Origin of the sequence: Sulfitobacter guttiformis, assembly GCF_003610455.1 — a bacterium.
GTDB lineage: Bacteria > Pseudomonadota > Alphaproteobacteria > Rhodobacterales > Rhodobacteraceae > Sulfitobacter > Sulfitobacter guttiformis.
Genome location: NZ_RAQK01000001.1, coordinates 1,114,255 through 1,139,759 on the forward strand (window position 1 = coordinate 1,114,255; position 25,505 = coordinate 1,139,759).

At 56.0% G+C, this 25,505-nt stretch carries 31 protein-coding genes; 10 read left to right on the forward strand and 21 right to left on the reverse strand.

Annotated elements, in window-relative coordinates; translation table 11 throughout:
* Positions 1 to 35: 35 nt before the first annotated feature.
* Genes C8N30_RS05475 through C8N30_RS05505 form a run of 7 tightly spaced genes read right to left on the reverse strand, consistent with a single transcriptional unit; the run spans position 36 to position 5,392 of the window.
* Positions 36 to 905 (reverse strand): lysophospholipid acyltransferase family protein, encoded by an 870-nt coding sequence (locus C8N30_RS05475; protein WP_025063496.1) that lies wholly within the window; start codon positions 903 to 905, stop codon positions 36 to 38.
* A 58-nt stretch (positions 906 to 963) separates the two neighbouring features.
* Positions 964 to 1,233, reverse strand: coding sequence for an HPr family phosphocarrier protein (locus C8N30_RS05480; protein ID WP_025063497.1), 270 nt, complete (start codon positions 1,231 to 1,233; stop codon positions 964 to 966).
* Positions 1,234 to 1,245: 12 nt separating this feature from the next.
* Positions 1,246 to 1,638 (reverse strand): PTS sugar transporter subunit IIA, encoded by a 393-nt coding sequence (locus C8N30_RS05485; RefSeq protein ID WP_025063498.1) that lies wholly within the window; start codon positions 1,636 to 1,638, stop codon positions 1,246 to 1,248.
* Positions 1,635 to 2,531 carry an RNase adapter RapZ gene (gene rapZ / locus C8N30_RS05490; RefSeq protein ID WP_025063499.1) on the reverse strand — a complete coding sequence of 299 codons (897 nt, stop codon included), beginning with the start codon at positions 2,529 to 2,531 and terminating at the stop codon, positions 1,635 to 1,637. The genes C8N30_RS05485 and rapZ overlap by 4 nt, the downstream gene beginning before the upstream one ends.
* Positions 2,528 to 2,959: an HPr kinase/phosphorylase gene (locus C8N30_RS05495; protein WP_025063500.1), complete on the reverse strand. Its 432-nt coding sequence runs from the start codon at positions 2,957 to 2,959 to the stop codon at positions 2,528 to 2,530. The genes rapZ and C8N30_RS05495 overlap by 4 nt, the downstream gene beginning before the upstream one ends.
* Before the next feature lie 3 nt (positions 2,960 to 2,962).
* The gene (locus C8N30_RS05500) at positions 2,963 to 4,681 is read right to left on the reverse strand and encodes a sensor histidine kinase (protein WP_198021484.1); all 1,719 of its coding nucleotides are present in this window, start codon (positions 4,679 to 4,681) and stop codon (positions 2,963 to 2,965) included.
* Positions 4,682 to 4,690: 9 nt separating this feature from the next.
* Positions 4,691 to 5,392, reverse strand: a complete 702-nt coding sequence (locus C8N30_RS05505) for a response regulator transcription factor (RefSeq protein ID WP_025063502.1) — start codon at positions 5,390 to 5,392, stop codon at positions 4,691 to 4,693.
* 416 nt (positions 5,393 to 5,808) lie between these two features.
* Between C8N30_RS05505 and C8N30_RS05510 the strand changes: the two genes are divergently transcribed.
* Positions 5,809 to 7,407, forward strand: coding sequence for a phosphoenolpyruvate carboxykinase (locus C8N30_RS05510; protein ID WP_025063503.1), 1,599 nt, complete (start codon positions 5,809 to 5,811; stop codon positions 7,405 to 7,407).
* A gap of 86 nt (positions 7,408 to 7,493) precedes the next feature.
* Here C8N30_RS05510 and C8N30_RS05515 read toward each other — a convergent pair whose 3' ends face one another.
* Complete coding sequence (locus C8N30_RS05515; protein WP_025063504.1) at positions 7,494 to 8,210, reverse strand: hypothetical protein; 717 nt, start codon at positions 8,208 to 8,210, stop codon at positions 7,494 to 7,496.
* Positions 8,211 to 8,280: 70 nt separating this feature from the next.
* The gene (locus C8N30_RS05520) at positions 8,281 to 9,183 is read right to left on the reverse strand and encodes a LysR family transcriptional regulator (RefSeq protein WP_025063505.1); all 903 of its coding nucleotides are present in this window, start codon (positions 9,181 to 9,183) and stop codon (positions 8,281 to 8,283) included.
* 172 nt (positions 9,184 to 9,355) lie between these two features.
* Between C8N30_RS05520 and C8N30_RS05525 the strand changes: the two genes are divergently transcribed.
* Positions 9,356 to 9,718, forward strand: coding sequence for a helix-turn-helix domain-containing protein (locus C8N30_RS05525; RefSeq protein WP_025063506.1), 363 nt, complete (start codon positions 9,356 to 9,358; stop codon positions 9,716 to 9,718).
* Here C8N30_RS05525 and C8N30_RS05530 read toward each other — a convergent pair whose 3' ends face one another.
* Positions 9,719 to 10,486, reverse strand: coding sequence for a sulfite exporter TauE/SafE family protein (locus C8N30_RS05530; RefSeq protein WP_025063507.1), 768 nt, complete (start codon positions 10,484 to 10,486; stop codon positions 9,719 to 9,721).
* 145 nt (positions 10,487 to 10,631) lie between these two features.
* Here C8N30_RS05530 and C8N30_RS05535 point away from each other — a divergent pair, with 145 nt between their 5' ends.
* From C8N30_RS05535 to C8N30_RS05545, 3 genes are all read left to right on the forward strand, one after another.
* Entirely contained in the window at positions 10,632 to 12,314 is a 1,683-nt protein-coding gene (locus C8N30_RS05535; protein WP_025063508.1) for an acyl-CoA dehydrogenase family protein, read from the forward strand.
* Positions 12,315 to 12,393: 79 nt separating this feature from the next.
* Positions 12,394 to 12,918: a TetR/AcrR family transcriptional regulator gene (locus C8N30_RS05540; RefSeq protein WP_025063509.1), complete on the forward strand. Its 525-nt coding sequence runs from the start codon at positions 12,394 to 12,396 to the stop codon at positions 12,916 to 12,918.
* The gene (locus tag C8N30_RS05545) at positions 12,915 to 13,310 is read left to right on the forward strand and encodes an META domain-containing protein (protein WP_025063510.1); all 396 of its coding nucleotides are present in this window, start codon (positions 12,915 to 12,917) and stop codon (positions 13,308 to 13,310) included. The genes C8N30_RS05540 and C8N30_RS05545 overlap by 4 nt, the downstream gene beginning before the upstream one ends.
* Here the strand turns inward: C8N30_RS05545 and recO are convergent.
* The 11 genes from recO to folK form a co-directional block, all read right to left on the reverse strand.
* Positions 13,294 to 14,019: a DNA repair protein RecO gene (gene recO / locus C8N30_RS05550; RefSeq protein WP_025063511.1), complete on the reverse strand. Its 726-nt coding sequence runs from the start codon at positions 14,017 to 14,019 to the stop codon at positions 13,294 to 13,296. The two genes, C8N30_RS05545 and recO, sit on opposite strands and share 17 nt — an antisense overlap.
* Positions 14,019 to 14,348: a DUF1491 family protein gene (locus C8N30_RS05555; protein ID WP_025063512.1), complete on the reverse strand. Its 330-nt coding sequence runs from the start codon at positions 14,346 to 14,348 to the stop codon at positions 14,019 to 14,021. The genes recO and C8N30_RS05555 overlap by 1 nt, the downstream gene beginning before the upstream one ends.
* Before the next feature lie 67 nt (positions 14,349 to 14,415).
* Positions 14,416 to 15,387 carry a GTPase Era gene (gene era / locus C8N30_RS05560; RefSeq protein ID WP_025063513.1) on the reverse strand — a complete coding sequence of 324 codons (972 nt, stop codon included), beginning with the start codon at positions 15,385 to 15,387 and terminating at the stop codon, positions 14,416 to 14,418.
* Positions 15,384 to 16,070, reverse strand: a complete 687-nt coding sequence (rnc, locus tag C8N30_RS05565) for a ribonuclease III (protein ID WP_025063514.1) — start codon at positions 16,068 to 16,070, stop codon at positions 15,384 to 15,386. The genes era and rnc overlap by 4 nt, the downstream gene beginning before the upstream one ends.
* Positions 16,067 to 16,903, reverse strand: coding sequence for a signal peptidase I (lepB, locus tag C8N30_RS05570; protein WP_025063515.1), 837 nt, complete (start codon positions 16,901 to 16,903; stop codon positions 16,067 to 16,069). The genes rnc and lepB overlap by 4 nt, the downstream gene beginning before the upstream one ends.
* A gap of 72 nt (positions 16,904 to 16,975) precedes the next feature.
* Positions 16,976 to 17,377, reverse strand: a complete 402-nt coding sequence (acpS, locus tag C8N30_RS05575) for a holo-ACP synthase (RefSeq protein WP_025063516.1) — start codon at positions 17,375 to 17,377, stop codon at positions 16,976 to 16,978.
* A 4-nt stretch (positions 17,378 to 17,381) separates the two neighbouring features.
* Positions 17,382 to 18,131, reverse strand: coding sequence for a pyridoxine 5'-phosphate synthase (locus C8N30_RS05580; protein ID WP_025063517.1), 750 nt, complete (start codon positions 18,129 to 18,131; stop codon positions 17,382 to 17,384).
* On the reverse strand, positions 18,124 to 18,807 hold the full coding sequence (locus C8N30_RS05585) for a DUF2062 domain-containing protein (protein WP_025063518.1): 684 nt from the start codon (positions 18,805 to 18,807) through the stop codon (positions 18,124 to 18,126). The genes C8N30_RS05580 and C8N30_RS05585 overlap by 8 nt, the downstream gene beginning before the upstream one ends.
* On the reverse strand, positions 18,804 to 20,957 hold the full coding sequence (locus C8N30_RS05590; protein ID WP_025063519.1) for a RelA/SpoT family protein: 2,154 nt from the start codon (positions 20,955 to 20,957) through the stop codon (positions 18,804 to 18,806). The genes C8N30_RS05585 and C8N30_RS05590 overlap by 4 nt, the downstream gene beginning before the upstream one ends.
* Positions 20,958 to 20,999: 42 nt before the next feature.
* A complete protein-coding gene (gene rpoZ / locus C8N30_RS05595; protein ID WP_025063520.1) occupies positions 21,000 to 21,353 on the reverse strand; it encodes a DNA-directed RNA polymerase subunit omega in 354 nt (117 codons plus the stop codon).
* 70 nt (positions 21,354 to 21,423) lie between these two features.
* Positions 21,424 to 22,032, reverse strand: coding sequence for a 2-amino-4-hydroxy-6-hydroxymethyldihydropteridine diphosphokinase (gene folK, locus C8N30_RS05600; RefSeq protein ID WP_025063521.1), 609 nt, complete (start codon positions 22,030 to 22,032; stop codon positions 21,424 to 21,426).
* A 103-nt stretch (positions 22,033 to 22,135) separates the two neighbouring features.
* On the opposite strand from folK, the gene C8N30_RS05605 reads away from it, so the two are divergent.
* The 5 genes from C8N30_RS05605 (at position 22,136) to C8N30_RS05625 (ending at position 25,489) form a co-directional block, all read left to right on the forward strand.
* Positions 22,136 to 22,693 carry a LabA-like NYN domain-containing protein gene (locus C8N30_RS05605; protein ID WP_025063522.1) on the forward strand — a complete coding sequence of 186 codons (558 nt, stop codon included), beginning with the start codon at positions 22,136 to 22,138 and terminating at the stop codon, positions 22,691 to 22,693.
* Between the two features lie 129 nt (positions 22,694 to 22,822).
* A complete protein-coding gene (gene ispH / locus C8N30_RS05610) occupies positions 22,823 to 23,773 on the forward strand; it encodes a 4-hydroxy-3-methylbut-2-enyl diphosphate reductase (protein ID WP_025063523.1) in 951 nt (316 codons plus the stop codon).
* A gap of 95 nt (positions 23,774 to 23,868) precedes the next feature.
* Positions 23,869 to 24,339: a DUF3429 domain-containing protein gene (locus tag C8N30_RS05615; RefSeq protein ID WP_322787438.1), complete on the forward strand. Its 471-nt coding sequence runs from the start codon at positions 23,869 to 23,871 to the stop codon at positions 24,337 to 24,339.
* A gap of 74 nt (positions 24,340 to 24,413) precedes the next feature.
* Entirely contained in the window at positions 24,414 to 24,869 is a 456-nt protein-coding gene (gene rnhA / locus C8N30_RS05620; protein ID WP_025063525.1) for a ribonuclease HI, read from the forward strand.
* Complete coding sequence (locus C8N30_RS05625; RefSeq protein ID WP_025063526.1) at positions 24,866 to 25,489, forward strand: trimeric intracellular cation channel family protein; 624 nt, start codon at positions 24,866 to 24,868, stop codon at positions 25,487 to 25,489. The genes rnhA and C8N30_RS05625 overlap by 4 nt, the downstream gene beginning before the upstream one ends.
* Positions 25,490 to 25,505: the final 16 nt, after the last annotated feature.

Genomic DNA, 25,505 nt, shown 5'->3' on the forward strand with positions numbered 1-25,505 from the left:
ATTGCGGGATAGACACCCCAGATTGGAATAACGGATCAGATATCAAGGGCAAGTGTGTGTAAACGCAGCCATTCCATAAATCCGCGTGGGTCATCAACGCGGGCATCAATTTCCGATTGGGCAATGGGTGCGCCGACGATTGGCGCTTGCGGCTTGTTGCAGCTATGGACAACTTCATGCAGCAAAAGACCCTGCCGCAACATCGGCGACAGTTGATTGGCAATCTGATATGCACGGCTGTTCTGGCCCGGAAATTTGATAGGCACAACCTGCGCGCCAGAGCGGCGGATCATCTTGGCTGTAAACACATTCCATTCTGCCTCAATCGCAGGGCCCCACCACGTCTCGGAGGCCGCTACCACGCCTGACGGAAACAGCGCCACGACGCCACCCTCCTTGAGATGTTTCATTGCCTTGGCGCGCATCTCGACACCTTTGCGTTGCGCATCTGGGTCATGCGGGAATGGCACAGGGATCATGTAGCTCCCTGCCACCTCGTCAATTGAAGTCAGCAGCGAACGGGTCAGAATTCTATAATCGGGGCGTACTCGGCCGATCAGATCGGCAAAAATCATCCCGTCCACCATTCCGTGCGGATGGTTGGCGACCACAATTACAGGTCCAGTTTTGGGGATAAGGTCCAGCTGCTCCTGAGGAGTCGTCAGATCAATGCCCATCGTATCCAACGCAGCACGCCAGAACTCCTGACCACCGGGCGCACCGCGCTTCTCGAACTTGCGGATCATATGCAAAATCCGGAGCTTCCCCGTGAACAACTCCATCACTGAAATCATCCGTGATTTCCATGGATTCTGAAACGTCGATGCATAGGAGAGGCTACGGCGATCGTACTTGGCAAAGTTTATCGGCTCTGCCTGTGCATCAGGTTGATCGTGAGACCCAATAGATTGGATTTTCTCTGTCACCTGTACACCCTTACACACCCTCGAATGCGCGAGGTAACTACATACCCTCGCCGAATTTGTCAGCCACCAAAGATGTCAGCGCACTGGCAAGTGCATCTGCATCAGCGCCGGACGTTTCAATTTCAATAAAGCTTCCCTTGGCTGCTGCCAACATTAAAAGCCCCATGATGCTGTCGCCTGACGCGTTCATACCATCTTTCGTGACTTCGGCGCTCGCATCGAATCCTTCGACGACTTCGACCAGTTTCGCCGAAGCCCGCGCATGCAGACCCTTTTCGTTTACAATTTCGAGCTTAATAATGGTCATCGGGCCGCCTTGTTATTCTGTACTGATGTTCTGGGCATCAATATATTTCTTGCCCGCCTCAAGGGCAGCACGCACCGCTTCGGGAACGGTCTTGTGGCGACTTTTGGCCAGTTTAATCAGCATGGGCAAATTTGCGCCGTATACGATCCGGCGCCCAGCAGGCTGGCAAGCGCGCAAGCTCAGGTTCGAGGGCGAGCCGCCGAATAGGTCAGTCACAACAACAACGCCCTGCCCCGTGTCCACAGCGTCCGCCGCTTCGCATATCTCGGCTTGTTTGGCAGAGCGGTCGTGATCGGCACGTATCTCTATCGCACGCACACCGTTTTGCGAGCCCACGACATGCTCGATCGCTGCGAGATATTCGCTGGCCAGCCCGCCATGTGCTACAATCACAATTCCAATCACGTGTCGTGCGCCCCTGTTCGCTGCCGCGCGCTAAGTTCTCTGTGCCTTATTGACACTTGCCAACCGGCTTCCGCAAGGCGCAAAGCGTGACTCTCCGCGAGGGTAACGGAGCGGTGTTGCCCACCTGTACAGCCAAACGCGATGGAAAAATGGCTTTTCCCCTCTTCACGGCAGGCCGGCAGGATAAGCAAGCTCAGGTCAAATATCTTTTGCGCGAAGTCGGCATATCGGGGATCGCTCGCAACATGCTCAGCAACGCGGGCATCCGTTCCATTGAGGGCGCGCAACTCCGGCTCCCAGTAGGGGTTTTTAAGAAAGCGGCAATCATAGACCATATCGACAGATCGCGGCAAACCGCGCTTATACGAAAATGATTGTACCGTTACCGATAGGTGGCGTTTGCCTCCTGGCGCAAACCAATGCTCCACCTCCGCACGTAATTCATGTACATTCAGATCCGTTGTATCAATCAAAACGTCGGCGCGGGCGCGCAACGGCGCCAACAGGTCCTGCTCTGCCTGAATACCCTCAGCGGGCCGGTCGGCAGGAGCCATAGGATGGCGACGCCTTGTCTCAGAGAACCGGCGCAATAAAACATCTGTCCCACAATCCAAAAAGAGCATTTCTGCGATCACACCAGGGCGCATTGCGAGTCGCCCCAACAGATCAATCACTGTATTGGTCGAAAAGTCGCGGTTCCGCGCATCAATGCCGAGGGCGAGCGGGCGGGCCTGCTCCGCCTCGTCAAACAGCACTGGCAACAGCCGCATCGGCAGATTGTCGATCACCTCAAAGCCTGCATCCTCCAGCACATTCAATGCCGAAGAACGCCCAGCGCCCGAAGGGCCGGTGACAAATACAATTCTGCGGCGTCTGGGGTCGGTGTCGTTCATAGTGCCTCAATCCTGATAGCGCTAAGATAGGCATAAATCGCGGCGGGAAAATAGGGTGCGTCAACCTTGTGCAGGCACGGCAGCTCTATGGCCAGAAAAGTTGCCGTGTGAGGCTGCGGCAGGCGCGCTGTCTCAATGCTCCCCATCTCGACTACAAGAGCGAGTTCAACCGCCTCGACGTATTGCAATGACAAAAGACCCACCCCCCTTGCCTCGATCAGTCCGGCAATGGCGTTGGGGACAGACGCTTGCAATCGGCCATTGTGTACGACAACGACCGTGCGGTCATCTGCAACCAGATTTGCGCCATTCGCGATCAGTTGAAGTGCCAAGGCCGATTTTCCGCTGTTCGACGGACCAGTAATCAAAACGCCTTTTCCAGCCACGCTGACACAGGTCGCATGCACAGTAGTTATTTTTTCAACCATCAATCAGATCGGAAGCCCCACCACAAAGCGCGCGCCAAGTGGGTCAGAGGTAATATCGGCTTCGGTCGGGCGGATATTTTCAGCCCAGATAACGCCGGCATGTGCTTCGACGATCTGCTTTGAAATCGCCAGGCCAAGGCCTGAGTTATTACCAAAATGCTCTTCCGGGCGCTGGGAATAAAAGCGTTTGAAGATTTTAGATAGTGCTTGATCAGGAATTCCGGGGCCCGTGTCCTCAATCACGATCAGCACGCGGTTTTCACGTTTACGCGCCCATACACGGATCGCGTCACCGTCCTCGCAGAACGAGATCGCGTTCGTAATCAGATTTACAAACACCTGCGCTAGCCGCGCCTCTAGTCCCTGAACGATGATCGGCGTGTCGGGCAAATCTACAATAAAATCGATACCTTTGCTTTTGGCATCTTCGCCAAGGTACTGGCCGAGATTGCCGAGCATGGTCATCAGATTGAACGGCTCTTCTTCTTCTTTGACCAGCTCGCTGTCCAGCCTCGAAGCATTGGAGATATCACTTACCAGCCGGTCCAGACGGCGCACATCGTGGTCAATAACATCCAGCAATTTATTCCGCTGATCCTCGCGCTTTATCATCCGCAGCGTGCCAACGGCAGAGCGTAGCGAAGCAAGGGGGTTCTTGATCTCGTGGGCGACATCGGCCGCAAATTGTTCGTTTCCCTCGATCCGGTTATAGAGCGCGGACACCATGCCGCGTAACGCGCCAGAAAGACGGCCGATCTCGTCCGGGCGGGCCGTTAGATCGGGGATACGAATACGGCCAGGGTTCATCTTGCGCGCATCCTTGTCGCGGCCCAACTCGGCTGCAGCTGCGAGATCGGCCAGAGGGTTGGCGATGGTGGAGGCCAACACAAGGCTCAGGCCGATAGACACAAGCGTAGCTATAATAAACATCTGCAGTACCCGCTCGCGCTCTCCGCGCACAAGCCGGTCGATTTCGCCGCTGGCACTGGCGATCGCGACAACCCCCACGGCCAATCCGCTTTGCTCGATAGGGGTGGCGACGGCCAGCCGTGTCGCACCAGCGCCATCGCGATCTTCCTTGATTTGCGCACCGGTGGTCAGCGCATCAGCCACAACTGGCTTCAGCCTTTCCTCGATAGCAACGGGCTCCGGAACAGTTCGCAATGGTGACGACACGACCCCCCATAACCAGCTCAAACTGTCCGTCAGAACAGTATTTTGCCCCCGCCCTTCACCACGTCCGGACGCGACTCCATCACTTGCGGCCTCGAATTCAGAAATCAGCGCGCCACCGGCATCGAAAACAAACACCTGAATACCGCTGCGCAGGTCAAGACCGGCGAGCGTTTTACCGATATCTACACCCTCGCCTACAGACAGATCGACAGCTTGCCCTTCGGGCAGTTGCGCCTCGATCACGTCGGCGATCAGTTCCGCCTCGGACACAAGCGAGGCCGCGCGCTGTACAGCAAGACTTTCTCGTGACGAATTGAGATAGAGAATTCCCGCAACCAACACGTTCAATGCAATCAGATTGAACGTGATGATCTTCCGAGTGAGCGGTGACGCACGCAATGAAAAAAGGCCCCGCCGCTCGCGGCGCGCCCTGATTTCGTTGGGTGCAGCACTGTCTGGCGTGACCCAATCATCACCCAGAACAACATCACCATCGCCTTTTGCGGGGATCAGGTCGCGCACAAAGTTCCTCTCAACAATCGCCATCGCTCGGTATTAATCTTCGTTATATCTGTAACCGATACCGTAGAGCGTCTCAATCGCCGAGAACTCATCGTCCGCTGTCCGCATTTTCTTGCGCAGACGCTTGATGTGACTGTCGATCGTGCGGTCATCGACATAGACCTGATCATCGTAAGCGACATCCATCAACTGGTCGCGCGACTTCACAAAACCGGGTCGCTGCGCGAGTGCTTGCAACAGCAAAAACTCGGTGACGGTCAGGGATACATCCTTGCCCTTCCAGCTTACGGCGTGACGCAACGGGTCCATCCGCAGATCGCCGCGTTCGATTACTTTGGTCTCTTCGGTATCGCCAACCTCATCAGTGGCCACAGCATCCTGACGGCGCAACAGCGCGCGAATACGTTCCACAAGCAGCCGCTGAGAAAACGGCTTTTTCACATAGTCGTCAGCACCCATCCGCAGGCCGAGGACCTCATCGATCTCATCATCCTTGGACGTAAGAAAAATGACCGGCATGGCTGATTTCTGACGCAACCGCTGTAGCAGGTCCATCCCGTCCATGCGCGGCATTTTGATATCAAGAACCGCCATATCCGGCATCCGCTTATTGAAAGCGTCCAACGCGGCCTGACCGTCATTATATGTTTCGACCTCGAAACCCTCGGCTTCAAGAGTCATAGAGACGGACGTCAGGATATTCCTGTCGTCATCCACCAATGCAATTTTAGACACTGCCTGTTTCCTTATGCTGCTCAATGTATTTTTATTTTTTCCAACAGTGATCACTCCTTTTGCTGTCGAATCAATACCTAAGTACGAATCAGTCGGTCATTGAGCCCTATTTCAGCCATAATTTGTTTCGGAATGGCTAAATTGCCTCACATTGCTGCCTCAACTCCAAAAATGCCCTCATGCCTACTCAAGATATCTCCGACGGCCCCACCGCAGGAGTACCATTCAGGCGACGGTTGGCCCATTTGGCAACGTGGTGGCGCTAACTATACAAACGCGACTGTTCAATGCGCAAATCATCGTGCTATGAGGCCGTCATTCCACTTATGCCTGTGTGCTTTTTGGCCCGGCATTTCAAATTATCGGGCATTCCCCATTATACTGCGACATCGCGCGCAGGTCCAAAGGAGAGATATATGCAAACTGGACGGGTAAACCCGAACTTCAGCCTAGACGATCAAGGGATCACCGGGCTTGGCAATGTGTATTACAACTTGATGGAGCCTGCCTTGATCGAGACTGCGCTCAAACGCAACGAAGGCGCGTTGGGCAAAGGGGGCGCTTTCCTTGTCACCACTGGCAAGTTTACGGGCCGCTCGCCCAAGGACAAGCACGTGGTGATGAGCCCGAGCGTGAAAGACACCATCTGGTGGGAAAACAATGCCGAAATGTCGGAAGCGGGCTTTGATGCGCTTTACACTGACATGCTCAAGCATATGGAAGGCGGCGACTATTTCGTTCAGGATCTCGTCGGCGGTGCCGATCCAAAGCATGCGATTAACGTGCGCTTTGTCACCGAGCTGGCATGGCACGGTCTGTTTATCCGCCACATGATGCGTCGCCCCGACCGTGATCAGCTGGACGATTATCTGGCGGATTTCACCGTCATCAACTGCCCCAGCTTCAAAGCGGATCCCGAAAAGCACAACTGCCGGACAGACACCGTCATCGCGATGAATTTCGACCGCAAGCTGATCCTGATCGGCGGCACGGAGTATGCAGGCGAAAACAAAAAATCCGTATTTTCCTTGCTCAACTACCTGCTGCCGGAAAAGGGGGTTATGCCGATGCATTGCTCGGCCAACCACGCCATTGGCAACCCTGTCGATACCGCCATCTTCTTTGGCCTTTCGGGCACCGGCAAAACCACCCTCTCTGCTGATCCCTCCCGCACACTAATCGGCGACGACGAGCATGGCTGGTCAGACACGGGTACCTTTAACTTCGAAGGCGGATGTTACGCCAAAACCATCAATCTCAGCGCCGATGCAGAGCCTGAAATTTACGCCACGACTGAGAAGTTCGGCACTGTGATCGAAAATATGGTCTACGACGAAGAGACAAAAGACCTCGATTTCGACGATGACAGCCTGACCGCAAATATGCGCTGCGCATATCCGCTTCACTACATCTCGAATGCCAGCAAAAAAGCTGTCGGCGGGCACCCAAAGAACATCATCATGCTAACATGTGATGCGTTTGGCACCCTGCCGCCGATAGCGCGCCTGACACCGGCGCAGGCGATGTATCACTTCCTGTCGGGCTTCACTTCCAAAGTGGCAGGCACAGAACGCGGCGTGACCGAGCCGGAGCCCACATTCTCTACCTGTTTTGGTGCGCCGTTCATGCCACGCCGTCCCGAAGTCTATGGCAATCTGCTGCGCGAGAAAATTGCACAGCACGGTGCGACCTGCTGGTTGGTGAACACTGGCTGGACGGGCGGTGCTTATGGCACAGGATCGCGCATGCCGATCCGCGCCACACGCGCACTGCTGACCGCCGCCCTCGATGGATCGCTCACGGAGGGTAAATTCCGCACCGACGAAAACTTCGGCTTCGATGTTCCGGTTTCCGTTGAAGGCGTCGCTGATATTTTGCTTGATCCGCGCCGGACATGGGACAACCCAGAGGCATACGACCGTCAGGTTGCCAAACTGGTTGCAATGTTTGCCGCCAATTTCGAGCAGTATATGCCCCATATCGACGACGACGTAAAAGCAGCGGTTATCCGCTAAGCTTTTTACAGTTGATAAAGAATAAGGGCCGCCGCATCCAGTTACGGCGGCCCTTTCCGTTAAAAACCCCTTAAAAATTTAGTGATCTAGGCGGCCAAAGCGACAAAATCCTGCACAGGCAAATTGAGCACATAATGAAGATCATCGCGGTCCATATGGAGCATGAAGCCTTCCACCGGCACATCGTCACCGCGCAGATACCAGCGCAATGCGCCGGGCTGGGTATGCATATAGCCCCCCTGCTCTGCCAGTCCGCGCATCGCTGTTGCCTTTACCATAAACGCCATGATGTGATCGGGATCCCAGTGCTGGATTGCCTGGACAAAAGCATACCTACCAAGAACACTTGAGAGGCTACGTCCGCGCAAACCGTTGTTTCCCGGCGCAATCCAGTACTCCCCTTGATAGGCACAGGTACCACGCATCCGTTTAGCCGATGGACCGGCCCGAAAGCGTGACCGTTCCAGATCGAGGTCGACGCCAGAAGGGGGAAACTCGCGGAAGCGCTGGGTGAAATATTCGCCAACGCTCAGCCCATCGAGATCCAGCATGCGCAGCGCCTGTGTGTGCATAATCTGGCCCTGCTCTGTCCGCCCAACAATCCAGAATGCATTTTCAGCTGTCATTTCATGCAAATCAGGATCAAAGGGTGCGCCTAGAGTATGATTTGGCCGCGCCTGCGCCAAAAGCGTACGGTAGACTTCAAAATCATAACCGACTTCCAGATTTACGCCGTGTGTCTGGAAAATATCCGTACTATTTGCAACAAATCTGTCGCTCGCATTCATGGTAAGTAATGTCATCGAGAATCCCCTTTCGCTTCCGATACCCATAAGGGTACCTGAAAAAGCGGAAAAAAAATCCCAATTCCGACTATAGGTTGAAATCGACCTTCGCTCTAGGGGGAAGTTGCGTAAGAACATCATCACTTACGCCTAAAATTTTCACATCGTACGCACGATCGACCACCGAAATGACCGCCGGTGAATTATCCGGCATCCGCACTCCCATCATCAACCGGTCGAAAATGATGGCGGTTGGTGCACCTTCGCCTTCAGCTGCTGTCTGGACCATTACTTGGTCGACGCGGACGCCACCGGTTGTCGCGGCATCGCGAAAAGGTCGATCAGAAAGCGATGCAAATGCTTGACCACCCTGAAAGCTCCCCAAGTTGCGACCGACACTGCTACGCGCCTGTGCCCAGCCGTACCAGTTGGAGTAAAACGATTCCTCGCCAACCTCGGTGCAAATCCATCCTTCGGAGTTTTCACGGTATGCCAGAAGATATGGCCTGACGTCGGACATATGATGGCTCTCGAGCATGCCCTCACTCAAACTCCACGCCTTAATCGCCGCCCGTAGGAGATCGGACTCGCCCTGCCAAACACAGCTGATGGGCAATTGTTGTTGATAATAGAGAGAGCCGGTATCACTCTCGAATGCAAACCTGAGCATCCCGCCGACATGCTGGAACGCGCCGTCATACCAGATCTTGGCCTGATCGAGCACCGTCTGGGCAGACTCGAGCGAGCGCTCCCCCAAAGCGCTCAACACATAGCGCCGCTGCTCTACTTCGAAGAGCTTACCGCCCATCGCCTCTTCCAGCTGCGCGATATGTCTTTTGACCGTCTGGCGTGTACTGCCTAACTCTTCAACAGCTTGACTGAGGTTAAGTGTACGCGCCAGCGCTGTGAACGAGCGCATCATTTCGAATAACAATGCAGGCGTTTCGCGTGCAACAGGCGCATGTGCCAGAATTTGTAAATTTTCACCCATGAACCTGATAAGTATGCAAATCACCCGTCAATGCAACATAAATCACCCATCAACGGGTGAAATATACACACCCTTTGATCTAAAAATATTCCAAATTTAATTAAATCTATCCAGTTGATCCAAAGGGCATATTTTCAGAGAGTTCCAAGCACACAACCAGAGGTATCGAATAGTGGCCCATCCCGTTGACGTACATGTAGGGCGCAAGCTCAAAGAAATCCGCACTCTGCGACGCTACTCGCAGACTGACGTAGCAAACAAACTGAAGCTTTCTTTCCAGCAGATTCAGAAATATGAGATCGGCTCTAACCGTATCGCAGCCAGTCGACTGTTCGAGCTTACGCAGATCTTTGAGGTCTCTCCTGCTTATTTCTTTGAGGGCCTAAATGGTGGATCGTACGATGACGTCAGCCCCTGTATTCCGCAAAGTGCGATCGTTACCGCGCTTGATGCGATCAAGGACGAAACCGTCAAATCCCGGATCGTCACCTTTATTGAAGATGCCTCCGGCGTGCGTGTAGCGCAGCAGGGCTGATCAACCGAAAGCAGCACGCCGCACAAGGTTTAGCCCTGCCACCAACAGCACACATAGCGTCGCGCGCCGGAACATAACCTGATCGATCCGGTCCATCACCCGCATCCCCAACCGCACGCCAATAAAGGCGGGGAGCACCATCGCAACCGAAAATGCAATCGTGTCAGCGCGCAAAACGCCCGATGCTACATGCGCCACCAGCAGGGCAACAGCCCCCAGACCATAGATCACGCCCTGAACACGCATCTGGTCCTGCTTTGGTGTATTAAGGGCAGTGAGGTATGCGACTGTGGGCGGCCCCCAAATACCCGATATACCACCAAGACCCCCAGCAACTGCACCTGCGGCGACTTCAACCACCGTGCTTCGGCGTGGCAAAATGATTTGGTAACCAGCCAACTGAAGTGCCGCAAAGAAGGTAACTGGCACGCCGATCACTGCCATCATAAGTTGGTCGGGAAATATACGCACCAGTTGCGCGGTGGTCAGCAATGCCACACACCCGACACCCAAAAAGATCTTGAATGCCACCGTTGATTGCACCGCTGCATGCACGCCCTGCCTAAGGGCCTGCTGCACATTTGTGATCAATGTTGGAAGAATCAGTCCTGCAAGTGCAAGTTCGGCAGACATAAAGGTCGTTAAACCTGATACAAAGACGAGAGGCATGGCGAATCCCACCACGCCCTTCACGAATCCGGCAATCACAGCGATCATTGCTGCAATAACAAGTTCGGAGGGTGATAAAAGTGGGAAAAGCGTGTCCATGGCCCTACATACCAAACCGGTTAGCGGGCGTAAGGAAATTCGGCGGCGAAATTTTCGACCATATTGCCGCAGCGAAACGTATGTTTGTTGCGCTGCACCTGCAAAGAGCTTAAGCGGGGCGCTAAGAGAAAAAGGATGATGATAGATGGCACATGACGGACAACTGAATATGGAGGCCCCAGTCCTCCTTGATGATCTCCTTGCGCTGACAGCAGCAGCAGTAGGCCCCGTTGAGGCAATTTTGACCCGCGCAACCGAGAGTGTGCGCACAATGGTGACTGACGCTGGGCGCGTATCCAACGCTCTCGTCGAGCAGAACCAGACTGCCGCGCACGGCCTTGCGTGGCTCGCCACTTACGCCCAGTCCTTGCGCCAGATGCAGTCATGGGCCGAGCGGATGAAATCCGAAGGCAAGTTCGGCGAGACCGAAGCCCTGATCCATCAGATCGCCTTTGGCGAGTACCTATGGCAGATCTATGGCGGCATCCAGATGAACCAGGGAGAGATCGTGCGCCTCCAAGACCTCGGTCTTGGTCAGGAAGACCAGCGCGGCATGATGGCCCCTGCGATCCAGTCCCTGACACAGCATGGCAATACGCAAGCGGCCCGAACAAGGCTCGTCGAGCTTATGCAGGAACAGTCTGCAAACGTCACTGTCGGTGCATCCGGCCTTGATGACGAGCTCGAGATGATCCGTGAACAATTCCGCCGCTATGCCGTCGAAAAGGTTGAGCCATTTGCCCATGAATGGCACCTCAAGGATGAGCTTATTCCGATGGAGATCATCGGGGAACTTGCCGAAATGGGCGTGTTCGGCCTCACTATTCCCGAAGAATATGGCGGCCTCGGCCTTTCAAAGGCTTCTATGTGTGTGGTCTCCGAAGAGCTGTCGCGCGGCTACATCGGCGTAGGCTCGCTCGCCACTCGCTCAGAAATTGCTGCAGAGCTTATTATCGCTGGCGGCACAGAGGAGCAGAAACAAAAATGGCTGCCCCGCCTCGCGTCGGCAGAAACCCTGCCCACGGCAGTCTTTACCGAACCCAACACTGGATCAGACCTTGGCAGCCTGCGCACACGCGCTGTCAAAGAGGGTGACGTTTACAAGGTGACGGGCAATAAAACGTGGATCACCCACGCGACACGCACGCAAATCATGACCCTGCTGGCACGCACAGATCCCAACACGACAGACTACAAAGGTTTGTCGATGTTCCTCGCAGAGAAGACCCCCGGCACGGAGGAAAACCCTTTCCCAACGGATGGTATGACCGGTGGCGAAATCGAAGTGCTAGGCTACCGCGGCATGAAGGAATACGAGCTGGCCTTTGACGGCTTTGAAGTCAAGGAAGAGAACCTTCTGGGCGGCGAAGAGGGAAAGGGCTTTAAACAGCTGATGGAGACGTTTGAAAGCGCGCGCATCCAGACCGCAGCCCGCGCCATCGGTGTCGCACAATCCGCCCTCGACATATCGATGCAATACGCGATTGATCGTAAGCAGTTCGGGAAGTCCCTGATTAACTTCCCCCGTGTATCCAGCAAGCTGGCGATGATGGCCGTCGAAATCATGGTGGCTCGCCAACTGACCTACTTCTCGGCCTTTGAGAAGGACGAGGGTCGCCGCTGCGACGTCGAAGCGGGCATGGCAAAGCTTCTTGGCGCCCGCGTGGCGTGGGCCGCTGCTGACAACGGCCTGCAAATCCATGGCGGCAACGGCTTCGCGCTCGAATACAAGATAAGCCGCGTGCTGTGTGATGCCCGAATCCTCAACATCTTCGAGGGAGCTGCCGAAATTCAGGCACAAGTCATCGCGCGCCGTATCTTGGGCTAAGCCTGTTGCGCTAAACTTCGCCTAAACACCACGGGGCGCACTCTTGCAGCGCGCCCCGCCTCCCGCTACCTGATCAGATATGACCAGCACCCGCCTCTCTCCCGAGATATGGATCACCGCAGGCTATGATGCGCTTTGTGATGGTGGCCCCACTGCCCTCGCAGCAGAGGCTATGGCGCGTCGACTTACCACAACTAAGGGGTCGTTCTACTGGCATTTCAAAGATGTTCCCGCATATCACGCCGCCCTTGTGCATCACTGGCAAGCCGCAGCGCTGGCTGACGTTTTAGCCTGCCTTGAAGAAACCGGAGCGCCTGACAAACGCTTGCGCAACTTCGGCAAAAGCATTCTAGCCTCCAAGACCGAGACGGCCCTGCGCGCTTGGGCCAATTCCGATCCCTCCGTTGCCAAAAGCATGGCCTATGTGGATGAAAAGCGGCTGGCCTACATACAACACTTGCTCGACACCTTTGGCCTTCGCAATCCCGCGTTTTCACAGGCAATTCTCGCCGCTCTTATCGGCCTGCCGCAAATAAAGATCCACCCGGCAGATTCACACGCAGGGTTTGAAGCGCTTGTTGACACCATATTGGCCCTGACATGAAAAAACTGCTGTTGCTTTCGACCCTGCTCACCGTTCTTGTTGCATGCCGCAGTGACGAAACCGTGCGCGCTTACGGTGCGGGCGATCGCATCTGGACGCTCAAGCTACTCAATGATGTCCCATTCCCTGCAACCGCAACGCTCACTTTTCCCAAAACCGGCGAGATCGCAGGTCAGGGGCCATGCAATCGCTATTTCGGCGCTATGAAAGTCCCCTATCCTTGGTTTGACGCTGGCCCAATCGGCAGCACGCGCATGGCCTGTCCTGATTTCGAGGCAGAAACCGCGTTCCTGCAAGCATTGGAAGCAGCAACTCTCTCCGATGTGCTGGGAGATACACTGATCCTGTCCAATACCGAAGGGCTGGAAATGGTTTTTAAAGCGACCGACTGAACGCCTCTACGAACCGCGCACGGGCTTGCGGCAGCGGCTTGCCTCCCAGATCGGCGGCTAAATGTTCGGACAAAAAATACCCCGTGGTCCGGAATGCCTGTACAATTTCTGCATCATCCGCCCCACCCAAGCCGCGCAGGACATCGGGAAGCGGCAGCAACCTATCGACCCACTCACCCGCACCTATTCGGGATACAGCACGCCCTGACTTGGGCGAAACATAAGCCAAGTCATCGGTCGCACCTGTCACCGCACAGGAGCTCAGATCAAGGCCGTATCCCAACTCTTCCAGCAGGCTTATCTCCCACTGCAAATAGGCAAGCGGCCAAACGTCGGATTGTCCCAACAAATCCAACAGGGCTTCCGTCCGGTGATAAAGCGGCAGATGTACCTCCCGCTCCGGCACGCAAAACCCGATCAATCCCGTAACGGCGTTCAGCCCCGCAAGCGCCAACCGGTCGCCCATCGCCACCGCTGCGCGACTACGCACAGGCTCAACGGTAAAGGAACCGATGTGATCCTCGAGCCGCGCCCGCCATACCAGATCCAATTGCGCCCCGGGCTGTAGCACCGGCGCAATCTTGCGGCTGGTCCCACCGCGTACCACACCTGCATGCCGTCCCTGAGTAGGTGTAAAAACCTCGATGATCGCCGAGGTTTCTCCATGGCGGCGCGAACTGAGGAGTATTCCCTGATCACGCCATTCCACTATGTCAGACCTTCCTGATCAAGCAGATGCCGACCCGCACGGTCTTCGACCTCGATCACCCAAATATCTGGATCAAAACCACGTTGACGGGCGACTGCTGCATCGACATCCCGCTCTGGCCCGGCCGACAACTCCATCCAAACTCGCTCCCCGCTCATCAAGTCGAACGACCGCTGGAACAAAGTCGCATTCCCATCCAACGTGGACATCTTCACCAGCACGGCTCCGCTGGTGTCATCCCCATGCGCGACAACGAATGCCATAATATCGAACATCCGAAGCCGCGCGAGGTACGCGTCAACCCAGAACCTCGCCGTCAGCCGCGCCAACGCACTACCAGCTTTTCTAATTTTCGAAGAGGCTCAATTGAAATGCAGCATTGCGAACCGACCGCTCTCACTGGTTCCCGTCCTTGAACTCCAGCCCCATTTCTGAATAGCGCTCGGACTCTTCAAGCCAGTTAGGACGCACTTTTACCTGCAAGAACAAATGGATCTTGCGTCCCATAAATTCTTCCATTTCTTCACGCGCAGCTTTGCCGACTGCCTTGATTGTCTCGCCCTTGTTGCCCAAAACGATGCCCTTATGCCCGTCCCTCACAACATAGATCAGCTGGTCAATGCGGGCCGACCCATCTTTGCGCTCTTCCCATTTCTCAGTCTCTACCGTCATCTGATAGGGTAGCTCCTGATGCAAGCGCAGCGTCAGCTTCTCCCGCGTCATCTCGGCCGCAATCATCCGAAGTGGCAGATCCGCGATCTGGTCTTCAGGGTACAACCACGGGCTTTCCGGAACTTCACCAGCGAGCCATGTCTTGAGCATTTCGACGCCATGCCCCTTCTCGGCTGAAATCATAAATGTCTCTATGAAGGGGTAGGCGTCATTGAGCTTCTGGCTCAGCCCCAGCAAAACAGGCGCTTCAACACGGTCAATTTTGTTAATTGCCAGTGCTACCCGCGCGACATCACCAATCTCGTTCAGGCGGTCAAGAATGCGTTTCACGCCTTCGCTCAGACCGCGGTTTGCCTCGACCAGCAGGACGACGACATCCGCATCCGCAGCACCACCCCAGGCTGCCGCGACCATAGCACGGTCCAGCCTGCGCTTTGGCTCGAACAAGCCGGGCGTGTCCACAAATACAATCTGGCTCTGCCCGGCCATCGCCACACCGCGGATGCGCGCCCGTGTGGTTTGCACCTTATGCGTCACGATCGAGACCTTCGCCCCCACCATCCGGTTCAAGAGTGTCGATTTGCCGGCGTTAGGCTCGCCGATGAGGGCCACAAATCCTGCGCGCGTCGGTAGCGTGACTGCATCGCCTTGCGTCTCACCGGCGGTATGCTCCGGGGAAGTCGGTATATCGCTCATTTATCTTGCTCCAGTTGCGCCATCAGCGATGCTGCGGCGTCTTGTTCTGCGGTGCGCTTGGCACCCGCTGTGGCGCTTGCTGTCTCTCCGGTCGACAACTTGGCCGCGATTGTGAAAATCGGTGCATGGTCCGGACCGCTCCGCTTGGTCAATATATAGGCTGGCGGCTCGAGGCCCCGCGCTTGTGCCCATTCCTGCAGGGCGGTCTTGGCATCGCGGGCATCGTCCTTTACGGATGTCGTCCGCGTGCCCCACAGCCGCAGGATCATCGCCCGCGCGGCATCAAACCCGCCGTCGATGTACACAGCAGCAATCACCGCTTCCATTGCATCACCGAGCAGCGCCTGCTTGCGCCGCCCGCCTGACAGCATCTCCGACCGACCCAACCGTAGCACCTCGCCAATGTCGATTTCGCGGGCAACATCCGCACAGGCTTCCTTGCGGACCAGCGCATTGAACCGCGGTGCCAGCTGCCCTTCTGAAGCGCGCGTATCGAGGTTCAGGAGCGCCTCTGCCATCACAAGCCCCAACACACGGTCGCCCAGAAATTCCAGCCGCTGGTTATCATCGCGGTTGGGCGTAGACATCGAAGCATGTGTCACCGCCTCGTTCAGCAGATGTGGCTTTTGAAAGCTATAGCCGAGGCGCCCTTGAAACGCTTTGAGTTCTGCCGAAAGCTTCACTTGATTCCTTTGAAAAAACGGTCACTGCGCCACGTCCAGAAAAACAGCATTGAGCGCCCGCCCGAGCTAAACACAATCCGGTCAGCGCGGCCGATCAAATTCTCGTAGGGGACAAACCCCACACCACCTGCAGTCTGTGCCAGACGGCTATCGGCAGAGTTATCACGGTTGTCACCCATGAAAAAATAATGACCCTCAGGCACGGTATATATGCCCGTCCGGTCAGAAGCTTGGGGCCCGATGTTAAGCACCGCATAACTCGCGCCGTTCGGCAGAGTCTCAATGGCGCGCTCCTTGATGCAGATGCCACCCTCGCCTACAGCACCGTTAGCACAGCGCGGACGCAAGCCTTGCGGGCCTTGCAGCTCCATGACTTCTTCAAAATCGCCATCTGCCACCTGCGGTACAGCCTCGCCGTTGATCTGCACAACGCCGTCTGAAACCTGAATTTTATCACCTGGCAAACCGATCAGGCGTTTGATGTAATCGCGTCCCGTTGTAGGATGGCGGAACACAACAACATCACCGCGCTCGGGGTCACCGCCCCAAAAGCGCGTATTGTCTCCGTCAAACATCCCGCACAGTTTTTGCGCATCTATGTTCAAGCCTACGCTGGGAATAATGACACTTGGACATGAGGCGTAGGAATAGCCGTAGGCCATTTTATTGACGAAGAGAAAATCACCAATCAGGAGTGTCTGCTTCATCGAGCCTGACGGAATCCAGAAGGGCTGGAAAAACAGGGTGCGGAACACACCGGCTATCAGGAGGGCATATACAACGGTCTTGATCGTCTCGACAATCGCGTTGCCTGTAGTTTCCGTCTTGGCCATGCGGCGCTCCTAAATCAGTATCATGGCTTCATGCGCAGGGGCGCGGCCCGTGTCAAGGTGCGCAGGCCCGTGTCAGATTTTCAGCCGCGCCTCGATGACCACAAACGCCTGTGCCCACGGGTGATCATCGGTCAGCGTCACATGTATAATCGCCTCGTGACCTGCGGGTGTCATCTGCGCCAAACGCTCTGCTGCCCATCCCGTCACCTCCATCACCGGCTGCCCTGTCCCCAGATTGCTTACTGCCATATCGCGCCAGCTGATGCCCATCCGAAGACCTGTGCCGAGTGCCTTTGAACAGGCCTCTTTAGCGGCCCAGCGTTTGGCATAGGTGCCCGCAACATCACGTCGACGCGCGGCTTTTGCCTGCTCGACCTCGGTAAAGACACGGTTCCGAAACCGGTCTCCGAAACGGTCGAGTGTCCCCTGAATCCGTTCTATGTTTGCGAGGTCAGTGCCAATCCCTAGGATCATGGCGCTACGTCCGCGCCTCATCCATCAGACGGCGCATTTCGTCAATCGCAGGAGCAAGGCCGAGAAATATCGCCTCCCCGATCAGGAAATGCCCGATATTCAGCTCTACCACTTCGGGAAATGCCGCCACTGGCGAGACTGTGTCGTAGGTCAGTCCGTGACCCACATGCATCTCGAGGCCCAACGAATGCCCGAATGTTGTCATCTCGCGCAGCTTGGCGAGTTCGGCATCGGCAGCATCATACCGACCTTCATGGTAGGCATCACAGTACGCACCTGAATGAAGCTCGACAACCTGCGCGCCAATCCGATGCGCAGCCTCGACCTGCCGCATATCAGCGGCAATGAAGATAGAAACGCGGCATCCCGCCTCGCGTAGCGGTGCTATGAAATGTGCAAGGCGGTTTTCCTCGCGTGCCACTTCCAGACCGCCCTCGGTCGTCCGCTCTTCACGCTTTTCTGGAACGATGCATACCGCGTGGGGTTTGTGACGCAAGGCAATTGCCTGCATCTCGTCCGTCGCTGCCATCTCGAAATTGAGCGGCACATTGAGAATCTCCATCAGGCCTTCTATATCTGCGTCCGAGATGTGGCGGCGGTCCTCGCGCAAATGCGCAGTGATGCCGTCCGCGCCAGCCTCTTGTGCAATCCGTGCCGCACGCAATGGATCAGGCGTATCGCCGCCCCGCGCATTGCGCACCGTTGCCACGTGGTCGATGTTTACCCCCAACCGCAACTTGCCCAGTTTAGCCATTTGCTTCTTCCTTTTTTTTCTGCGCTGCCAGCTTTTTCTCTTCCGCTTTCGCTGCGGTCTTGGCTTTCAATGCTTCAAATTTTTGCTTGATCAAACCCCTGCGCCGCTTTTGATAAGCATGCAGAAGCGGCACAGAGACATAATAGGCCACCGTGCCAAAGAAGATACCGGACACAATGCCGCCCATTAAATACGGATAGAAAACATCGCGAGAAAAAATCGCGAGCCCTGACCAGTCCATCTGGGCAGGAGTGAATATAGAGATCGCATTGTGCCACAAGTCGCTACCAGCATCAGCAAACTTCCTGCTCAAAGCGCGCAGCTCACCTTCCTGAAGCTCGGTGCCTAACAACCAATGACCGGTCTTAAGTGAGGCAAGCGTAATAAAAACAAAAGTTAGTGGATTGCCGACAAAAGTCGCCATCAGCGAGGCAAGGATGTTCCCCTTCATCAGCTTGGCAATCAGTACCGCCCCCAAAAAGTGGAAGCCGAACAAAGGCGTGAAGGTGATAAACACACCCGCCCAAATGCCCCGCGCAATCCTCTCGGGGCTATCGGGGAGGCGCCGGACCCGGTGTTTGACGTAATGAAATGCACGCGTCCAGCCACCGCGCGGCCAAAGAAGCTCCGCCGAGGCTCGCAAAAATGACTTTGGATCGCGGCGCTTGAAAATCACAGAGGGCTCCCCGCTGCCATCACCTCGTCGGGCTGCGCGCCCGTCGCGCGGTAACGGCTCAGCGCAGCAACGTTGCTCTCGGCCTCAAGTGTCAGCATCAGCGAATGCAACTGCTCCACATCACGAAGTTCCGCATGCACCAATAGCCTGAAAAAGTCCGGCTTACGGTCCACAAAGTTCAGATCGGCAATATTTGCGCCGGCCTCACCAATCAACGTGCAGATCCGCCCCAAAACACCACGATCATTTGCAACCGTCATTTCGATCGTTGCACCATAAGCCGCTGGATGGCTTCCGTCATGCCAACGTAGATCAAGCCAGCGCTCGGGCTGATTTTCATAAGCACTCAGGCGGTCACAATCTATCGCATGCAGTGTAACACCCCTGCCTCGAAAGGTTATTCCGACAATCCGCTCCCCGGGCAGCGGCTCACAGCAGGGCGCACGATCAAATGACTGGCCCGGCTCAAGGCCGATTATGGCACGCTTGCGGTCAACAAGATCGCCACTGACCTGCGCCAACTCGGGATAGACAGCACTCACGACCTCACGGCCCAGAACCTCCGAGCTGCCCAAACGCTCCAGCAGCTGGTCCACGCTCTTGATCCGAAGCGTACGGGCCGCTGTGGCCAATACCTTTTCTGTCGCACGCTTTCCCACATGCTCAAAGGCAGAGCGGGCAAGTTCACGCCCCAATTTCACAAACCGCGCACGGTCCACCTCGCGCAGGCTCCGCCGGATCGCGGTCTTTGCCTTGCCCGTGGTTGCAATTTCCAGCCAGGTTACCTGCGGTGTCTGTCCTTCGGCTGTGATAATCTCGACAGACTGACCATTCTTCACGCGCGTCCACAGCGGCACGCGCAATCCGTCCACCTTTGCGCCGACACAGGCCGCGCCAATGCGCGTGTGAATGGCATAGGCAAAATCAATCGGCGTCGCCCCGCGCGGCAGCTTGATCACCTCGCCTTTGGGCGTGAAGCAAAATACCTTATCGGCATACATCTCGAGTTTGACCGCCTCGAGGAAATCTTCATGGTCATCCTCGCCGTCGAATTGCTCGGTCAGCTGGGCGATCCACTTTGCAGGGTCCACCGCAAACGGGTTGCGAGAACGCACACCATCCCGGTACGACCAATGCGCCGCCACGCCTGTTTCGGCCACATCGTGCATTTGACGTGTGCGGATTTGGACCTCGACACGCTTACCGTCACGCCCCGAAACCGTGGTATGGATTGAGCGATAGCCGTTGGTCTTCGGCTGGCTGATGTAATCCTTGAATCGTCCCGGCACCGCACGCCACCGACGGTGGATCGCACCAAGCGCAAGGTAGCAATCTTCTTCGCTGTCTGTGATGATACGGAATCCGTAAATATCCGACAGACGAGAGAAGGACTGCTCTTTTTCTTCCATCTTGCGCCAGATCGAATAGGGTTTTTTCGCGCGCCCAAACACTTCCGCTTCGACGCCTGCGGTTGCAAGCTCCTTGCGCATGTCAGTCGTGATCCGCGAGATCACATCGCCGGTCTCGTTTTGTAGTGTGATGAAACGGCGGATGATGGACAAGCGCGCTTCGGGGTTGAGCACGCGAAACGCAAGGTCCTCAAGCTCTTCACGCATCCACTGCATGCCCATACGACCCGCCAGCGGCGCAAAAATGTCCATGGTTTCGCGGGCTTTTTGCGACTGCTTTTCGGGGCGCATCGCCTTGATGGTGCGCATATTGTGCAGCCGGTCAGACAGTTTGACCAGAATTACCCGCAGATCCTTGGACATCGCCATAAACAGCTTGCGGAAGTTCTCGGCCTGTTTGGTTTGTGAGGAATTCAGCTGGAGATTAGTCAGCTTGGTAACACCGTCTACCAGCTCTGCCACATCCTTGCCGAAAAGATCGAGCACCTCCGCGTAGGAAGCCGGTGTATCTTCAATGGTGTCGTGCAACAGGGCAGTGATTATTGTAGCATCGTCCAGCTGCTGCTCCGCCAGAATGGCGGCTACAGCAACAGGATGGGTAAAATAGGGCTCGCCAGAGTGACGCAGCTGGCCGTGGTGCATGCGCTCGCCGTAGGCATAGGCCGCGCGAAGCTGCACTTCGTTTGTTTTGGGGTTAAACCCGCGAACCAATGTGACAAGGTCATCGGCAGTCGTCGTCATTATCTGCCTGCGCCCTCATGTGTATCGGATCTGTCCGACACCTTAGCCTTGACCTTGCGCCGCCATCAGCTGACGCAGCAACATCTCTTCGGACATGCTGTCTTCTTCTGGTTTGTCCTGCTCGGCACCCATAAGAATCGCCATCGCGTCTTCTTCAGGCTCATCAACTTCAATCTGGGTCTGATTGCTTTCGATCAAACGCTCACGTAGGTCGTCTGCACTCTGGGTCTCGTCCGCGATCTCGCGCAGGGACACAACAGGGTTTTTATCGTTGTCACGGTCTACAGTTACGGCAGAACCGGCTGCAATCTCACGCGCACGGTGTGCCGCAAGCATGACCAGTTCAAACCGGTTCGGGACTTTATCAACACAATCTTCGACGGTGACGCGGGCCATTGGACGCTCCAGTAAACTATCTGCTAGAGATCGCTACCTAGGCCTCTTCACCCTGATTTACAAGCAGGTATTATATCAGCACAACCTCCGACCGTGAGGCCAGTGATAATGCATCATGCATCTCGCGCACCGTTTTTCCACTGACCGGATGGCACCACTGTGGGGCAACGTCCAGCAATGGAACCAACACGAATGCGCGCTCGGCTAAACGCGGGTGCGGCAGGATCAACTCCGTCGGTATGGCCGTTTTTTGCAACTCTAGCGGCAGATCGCACCAGTATTGATGGGTTTTGGCGTCAGGGAGCACCAGATCACCCGCTGCGACCAAATCCAGATCGAGTGTCCGCGCACCCCAACGTACCGCACGACTACGCCCCATTTGTGCCTCGACAGCATGCAGATGCGCCAGCACCGCAAGCGGATCATCGCTGCTTTCGACCAGCGCAGCGGCGTTCACAAAATTAGGACCAGCCCCAACAGGAAAAGCAGGTGTATTATAATACTCGCTACAACCGCGAATCACAAAGCCCCGCGCTTCCAGCAAGGCCAGCGCTTCGTTGAGAACAGCAGATGGGCCAAGTTTTCCGACGCTCTGGTTGGATCCGAGCGCGATAATATATTTCGAAAGTGTCCGAGGCGAAAAAACGCTTCTTTTTCCCGTCTCCGTTAATTGTGACATGCTGCAACTTCCCTCTGGCGGTGCAGTAGCTATATAGAGCCACAGAGGCAGATTTGAACGATCTTTTTTGGCGATGTTCAGCGCGAAGTGATGAGGAAACACCATGTTTTACAAAGACGAACGACTTGCGCTTTTTATCGACGGCTCCAATCTCTACGCAGCCGGTAAGAACCTTGGCTTTGACATCGACTACAAGCTGCTCCGCTCTGAATTCATGCGCCGCGGCAAGCTTTTGCGCGCCTTCTATTACACCGCGCTGCTTGAAAATGATGAATATTCCCCCATTCGTCCGCTTGTTGACTGGCTGAACTACAACGGCTTCACCATGGTGACAAAGCCCGCCAAGGAATACACCGACAGCATGGGTCGCCGGAAGGTGAAGGGCAACATGGACATCGAGCTTGCCGTTGATGCGATGGAGCTGGCGCCACGGGTTGACCACATTGTGATTTTCTCGGGAGACGGTGATTTCACACCACTCGTCGCCAGCCTGCAAAGGCAAGGCGTGCGTGTCTCTGTAGTCTCGACCATCCGCAGCCAGCCCACGATGATTTCGGATGATCTGCGCCGTCAGGCTGACAACTTCATCGAGCTAGACGATCTGCGTGATGTGATCGGGCGCCCTTCGCGTGACACCACAAACGATGCACCCGTAAAGTAGCATCGCGTCAGTCAAGCCGTGGGTGGTGCAGCCAAATCTGCGCCGCCTTGCCGCACAAAACATGGCAAAAGGGCTGGACCTCGCCCCGCGCCGCCCTTACCTTTTTTTTGCAAGAGCGGAGAGACACCCATGAGCAAGCCCCCCCTTACCCTGTACCTTGCAGCACCGCGCGGATTTTGCGCAGGCGTGGACCGGGCCATTAAAATTGTTGAAATGGCGATCGCCAAATGGGGCGCGCCAGTCTACGTCCGCCACGAGATCGTGCACAATAAATTCGTTGTCGACGGACTGCGTGAAAAAGGCGCGGTATTTGTCGAAGATCTGTCGGACTGCCCTGATGACCGTCCCGTGATTTTCTCCGCCCACGGCGTACCCAAGTCCGTGCCAAATGCGGCGCAAGCCCGCAATATGGTTTATGTCGATGCCACTTGCCCGCTGGTCAGCAAAGTCCACATCGAGGCACAGCGCCATGCCGATGCGGGCCTACAAATGATCATGATCGGACATGAAGGCCATCCCGAAACTATTGGCACGATGGGCCAACTCCCGGAGGGCGAAGTTCTGCTCGTCGAAGTACCCGAAGATGTGGCCAGGGTCGTGGTACGGGACGAGAGCAAACTCGCCTACGTCACCCAAACCACCCTCAGCATCGACGACACCGCCGATATTGTAGCCGCGTTGCAGGCGCGCTTTCCCGCGATTGCAGGGCCTCACAAGGAAGACATCTGTTATGCCACCACCAACCGTCAGGAGGCGGTAAAAGCGATGGCGCCAAAATGTGACGCCATGCTTGTCGTAGGCGCACCCAACTCCTCCAACTCCAAGCGTTTGGTCGAAGTGGGCAGCCGCGCAGGCTGCACCTACGCACAACTGGTCCAACGTGCGGATGATATCGACTGGCGCGCATTGGACGGGATAGCCAGCATCGGCATCACCGCAGGGGCATCCGCGCCCGAGGTGCTGATAAACGAGGTGATCGACGCCTTCAAATCCCGCTATGATGTTACCGAAGAGTTAATCCAGACCGCCGTCGAGAACGTTGAATTTAAAGTCCCGCGCGTTTTGCGTGAACCAGTCTGACGCGGAGACCGTGTTTTCCAACAATAACTGCCTGTTCCAACAATAACTGCCTGTCGTATTAGATTCCACACGATCCTCCCGCACCAAAGGCCCGCATGATACTCCAGATTCCCCGCGCTCCGCTGCTCCTTGGCCTTGCAGGCCTGATCCCCTTCGTCGCGGGTGCCTGCATCGCTACGGGCGCAATGAATGGCTTGCTCACCGCCGCGCCGGACGAAGGTTTTCTTTTTGTACCCCAGTCTGATGGCGTATCGCTTCTCGTACTCTATGGAACTATAATTCTGTCGTTCATGTCCGGGGTCCTTTGGGGGTTTGCGACAAAGACACAGGGACCTCGCGCCATCCTCGGCTATGTCCTGTCGGTTCTGCCGGCGATCTGGGCGCTTCTCACCGCCGGACAGTCTCCTGCAGACAGGCTAGTATATCTAGGTGCAGGCTTTGCCGCCTTGCTGCTGCTGGATTTCTATTTCTATCGGTTGGAACTTGCGCCACCGTGGTGGATGCGCTTGCGCTTCCTTCTGACAGGCATAGTATTGGTCTGCCTTACGATTGGTCGTTGGGTATAAACGCAGCGCAAAACGTCAATTACGCGATAAGGGGCTGGACGGCACCCCCGCCAATTAGATAGCACTCGCCAGATATGGCTACACTTTTTGCATATACTGACGGCGCCTGCTCGGGCAACCCCGGCCCCGGTGGCTGGGGCGCATTGATGCAGGCCATGGACGGTGACAAAGTGTTAAAAGAACGCGAGCTGAAAGGCGGCGAAGCAAATACCACTAACAACCGGATGGAGCTTTTGGCCGCGATCAACGCCCTTGAAGCGCTTGACCGTGACACCGAGATCACCGTCATTACCGACAGCAACTATGTCAAAAACGGAATAACCGGCTGGATCTTCGGCTGGAAGAAAAATGGCTGGAAAAACGCCGCCAAGCAGCCGGTAAAAAACGTAGAGCTATGGCAACGCCTCGATGCGGCGAATGCCCGCCATCGCGTCACGTGGAAATGGGTCAAAGGCCATGCAGGCCACCCCCAGAACGAGCGTGCAGATGCGCTTGCCCGTGCAGGCATGGCGCCGTTCAAATCTAAATGAGCTTGATCACATTTCTTGAATACGCGTCCGTAATCGTTTTTGCGATTACCGGTGCACTGGTGGCAAGTCGTGCGCAGCTCGATCTTGTGGGCTTTGCATTCATCGCCTGCCTCACAGCCGTGGGAGGCGGCACGATCCGCGACTTGCTGCTGGACCGCAACCCGATCTTCTGGATCGCAGAGCCGTCCTATCTGGGGGCGGCAGCCACAGCAGCACTCGTTACTTTTTTCACTGCCCACCTGCTTGAGAGCCGCCTGCGCGCTATCATCTGGCTCGACAGCCTCGCACTGGCTGTGGCCGTGGCCGCCGGTGCCGCCGTTGCGATCAGCCTGAATCAAGGTCCAGCAGTCACTATTCTGATGAGTATTGTAACCGGCTGCATGGGTGGTCTGATGCGCGACGTGGTGGTCGGCGATGTGCCCGTCGTTCTAAAACAAGGCGAGCTTTATGTCACCGCCGCGTTTGCCGGTGCCGCGACAACAGTTGCCCTCAATGCCTATGCTCCCGAGATCCCCTACAGCCTGATCATCGGCGCGACCGTTACATGGACGCTCCGTGCGGGCTCCATTCTTTTTGGGTGGAACCTGCCGGTTTACAAGAGCACCCCGCCAAAATCCTGACACCACACATCTAGCG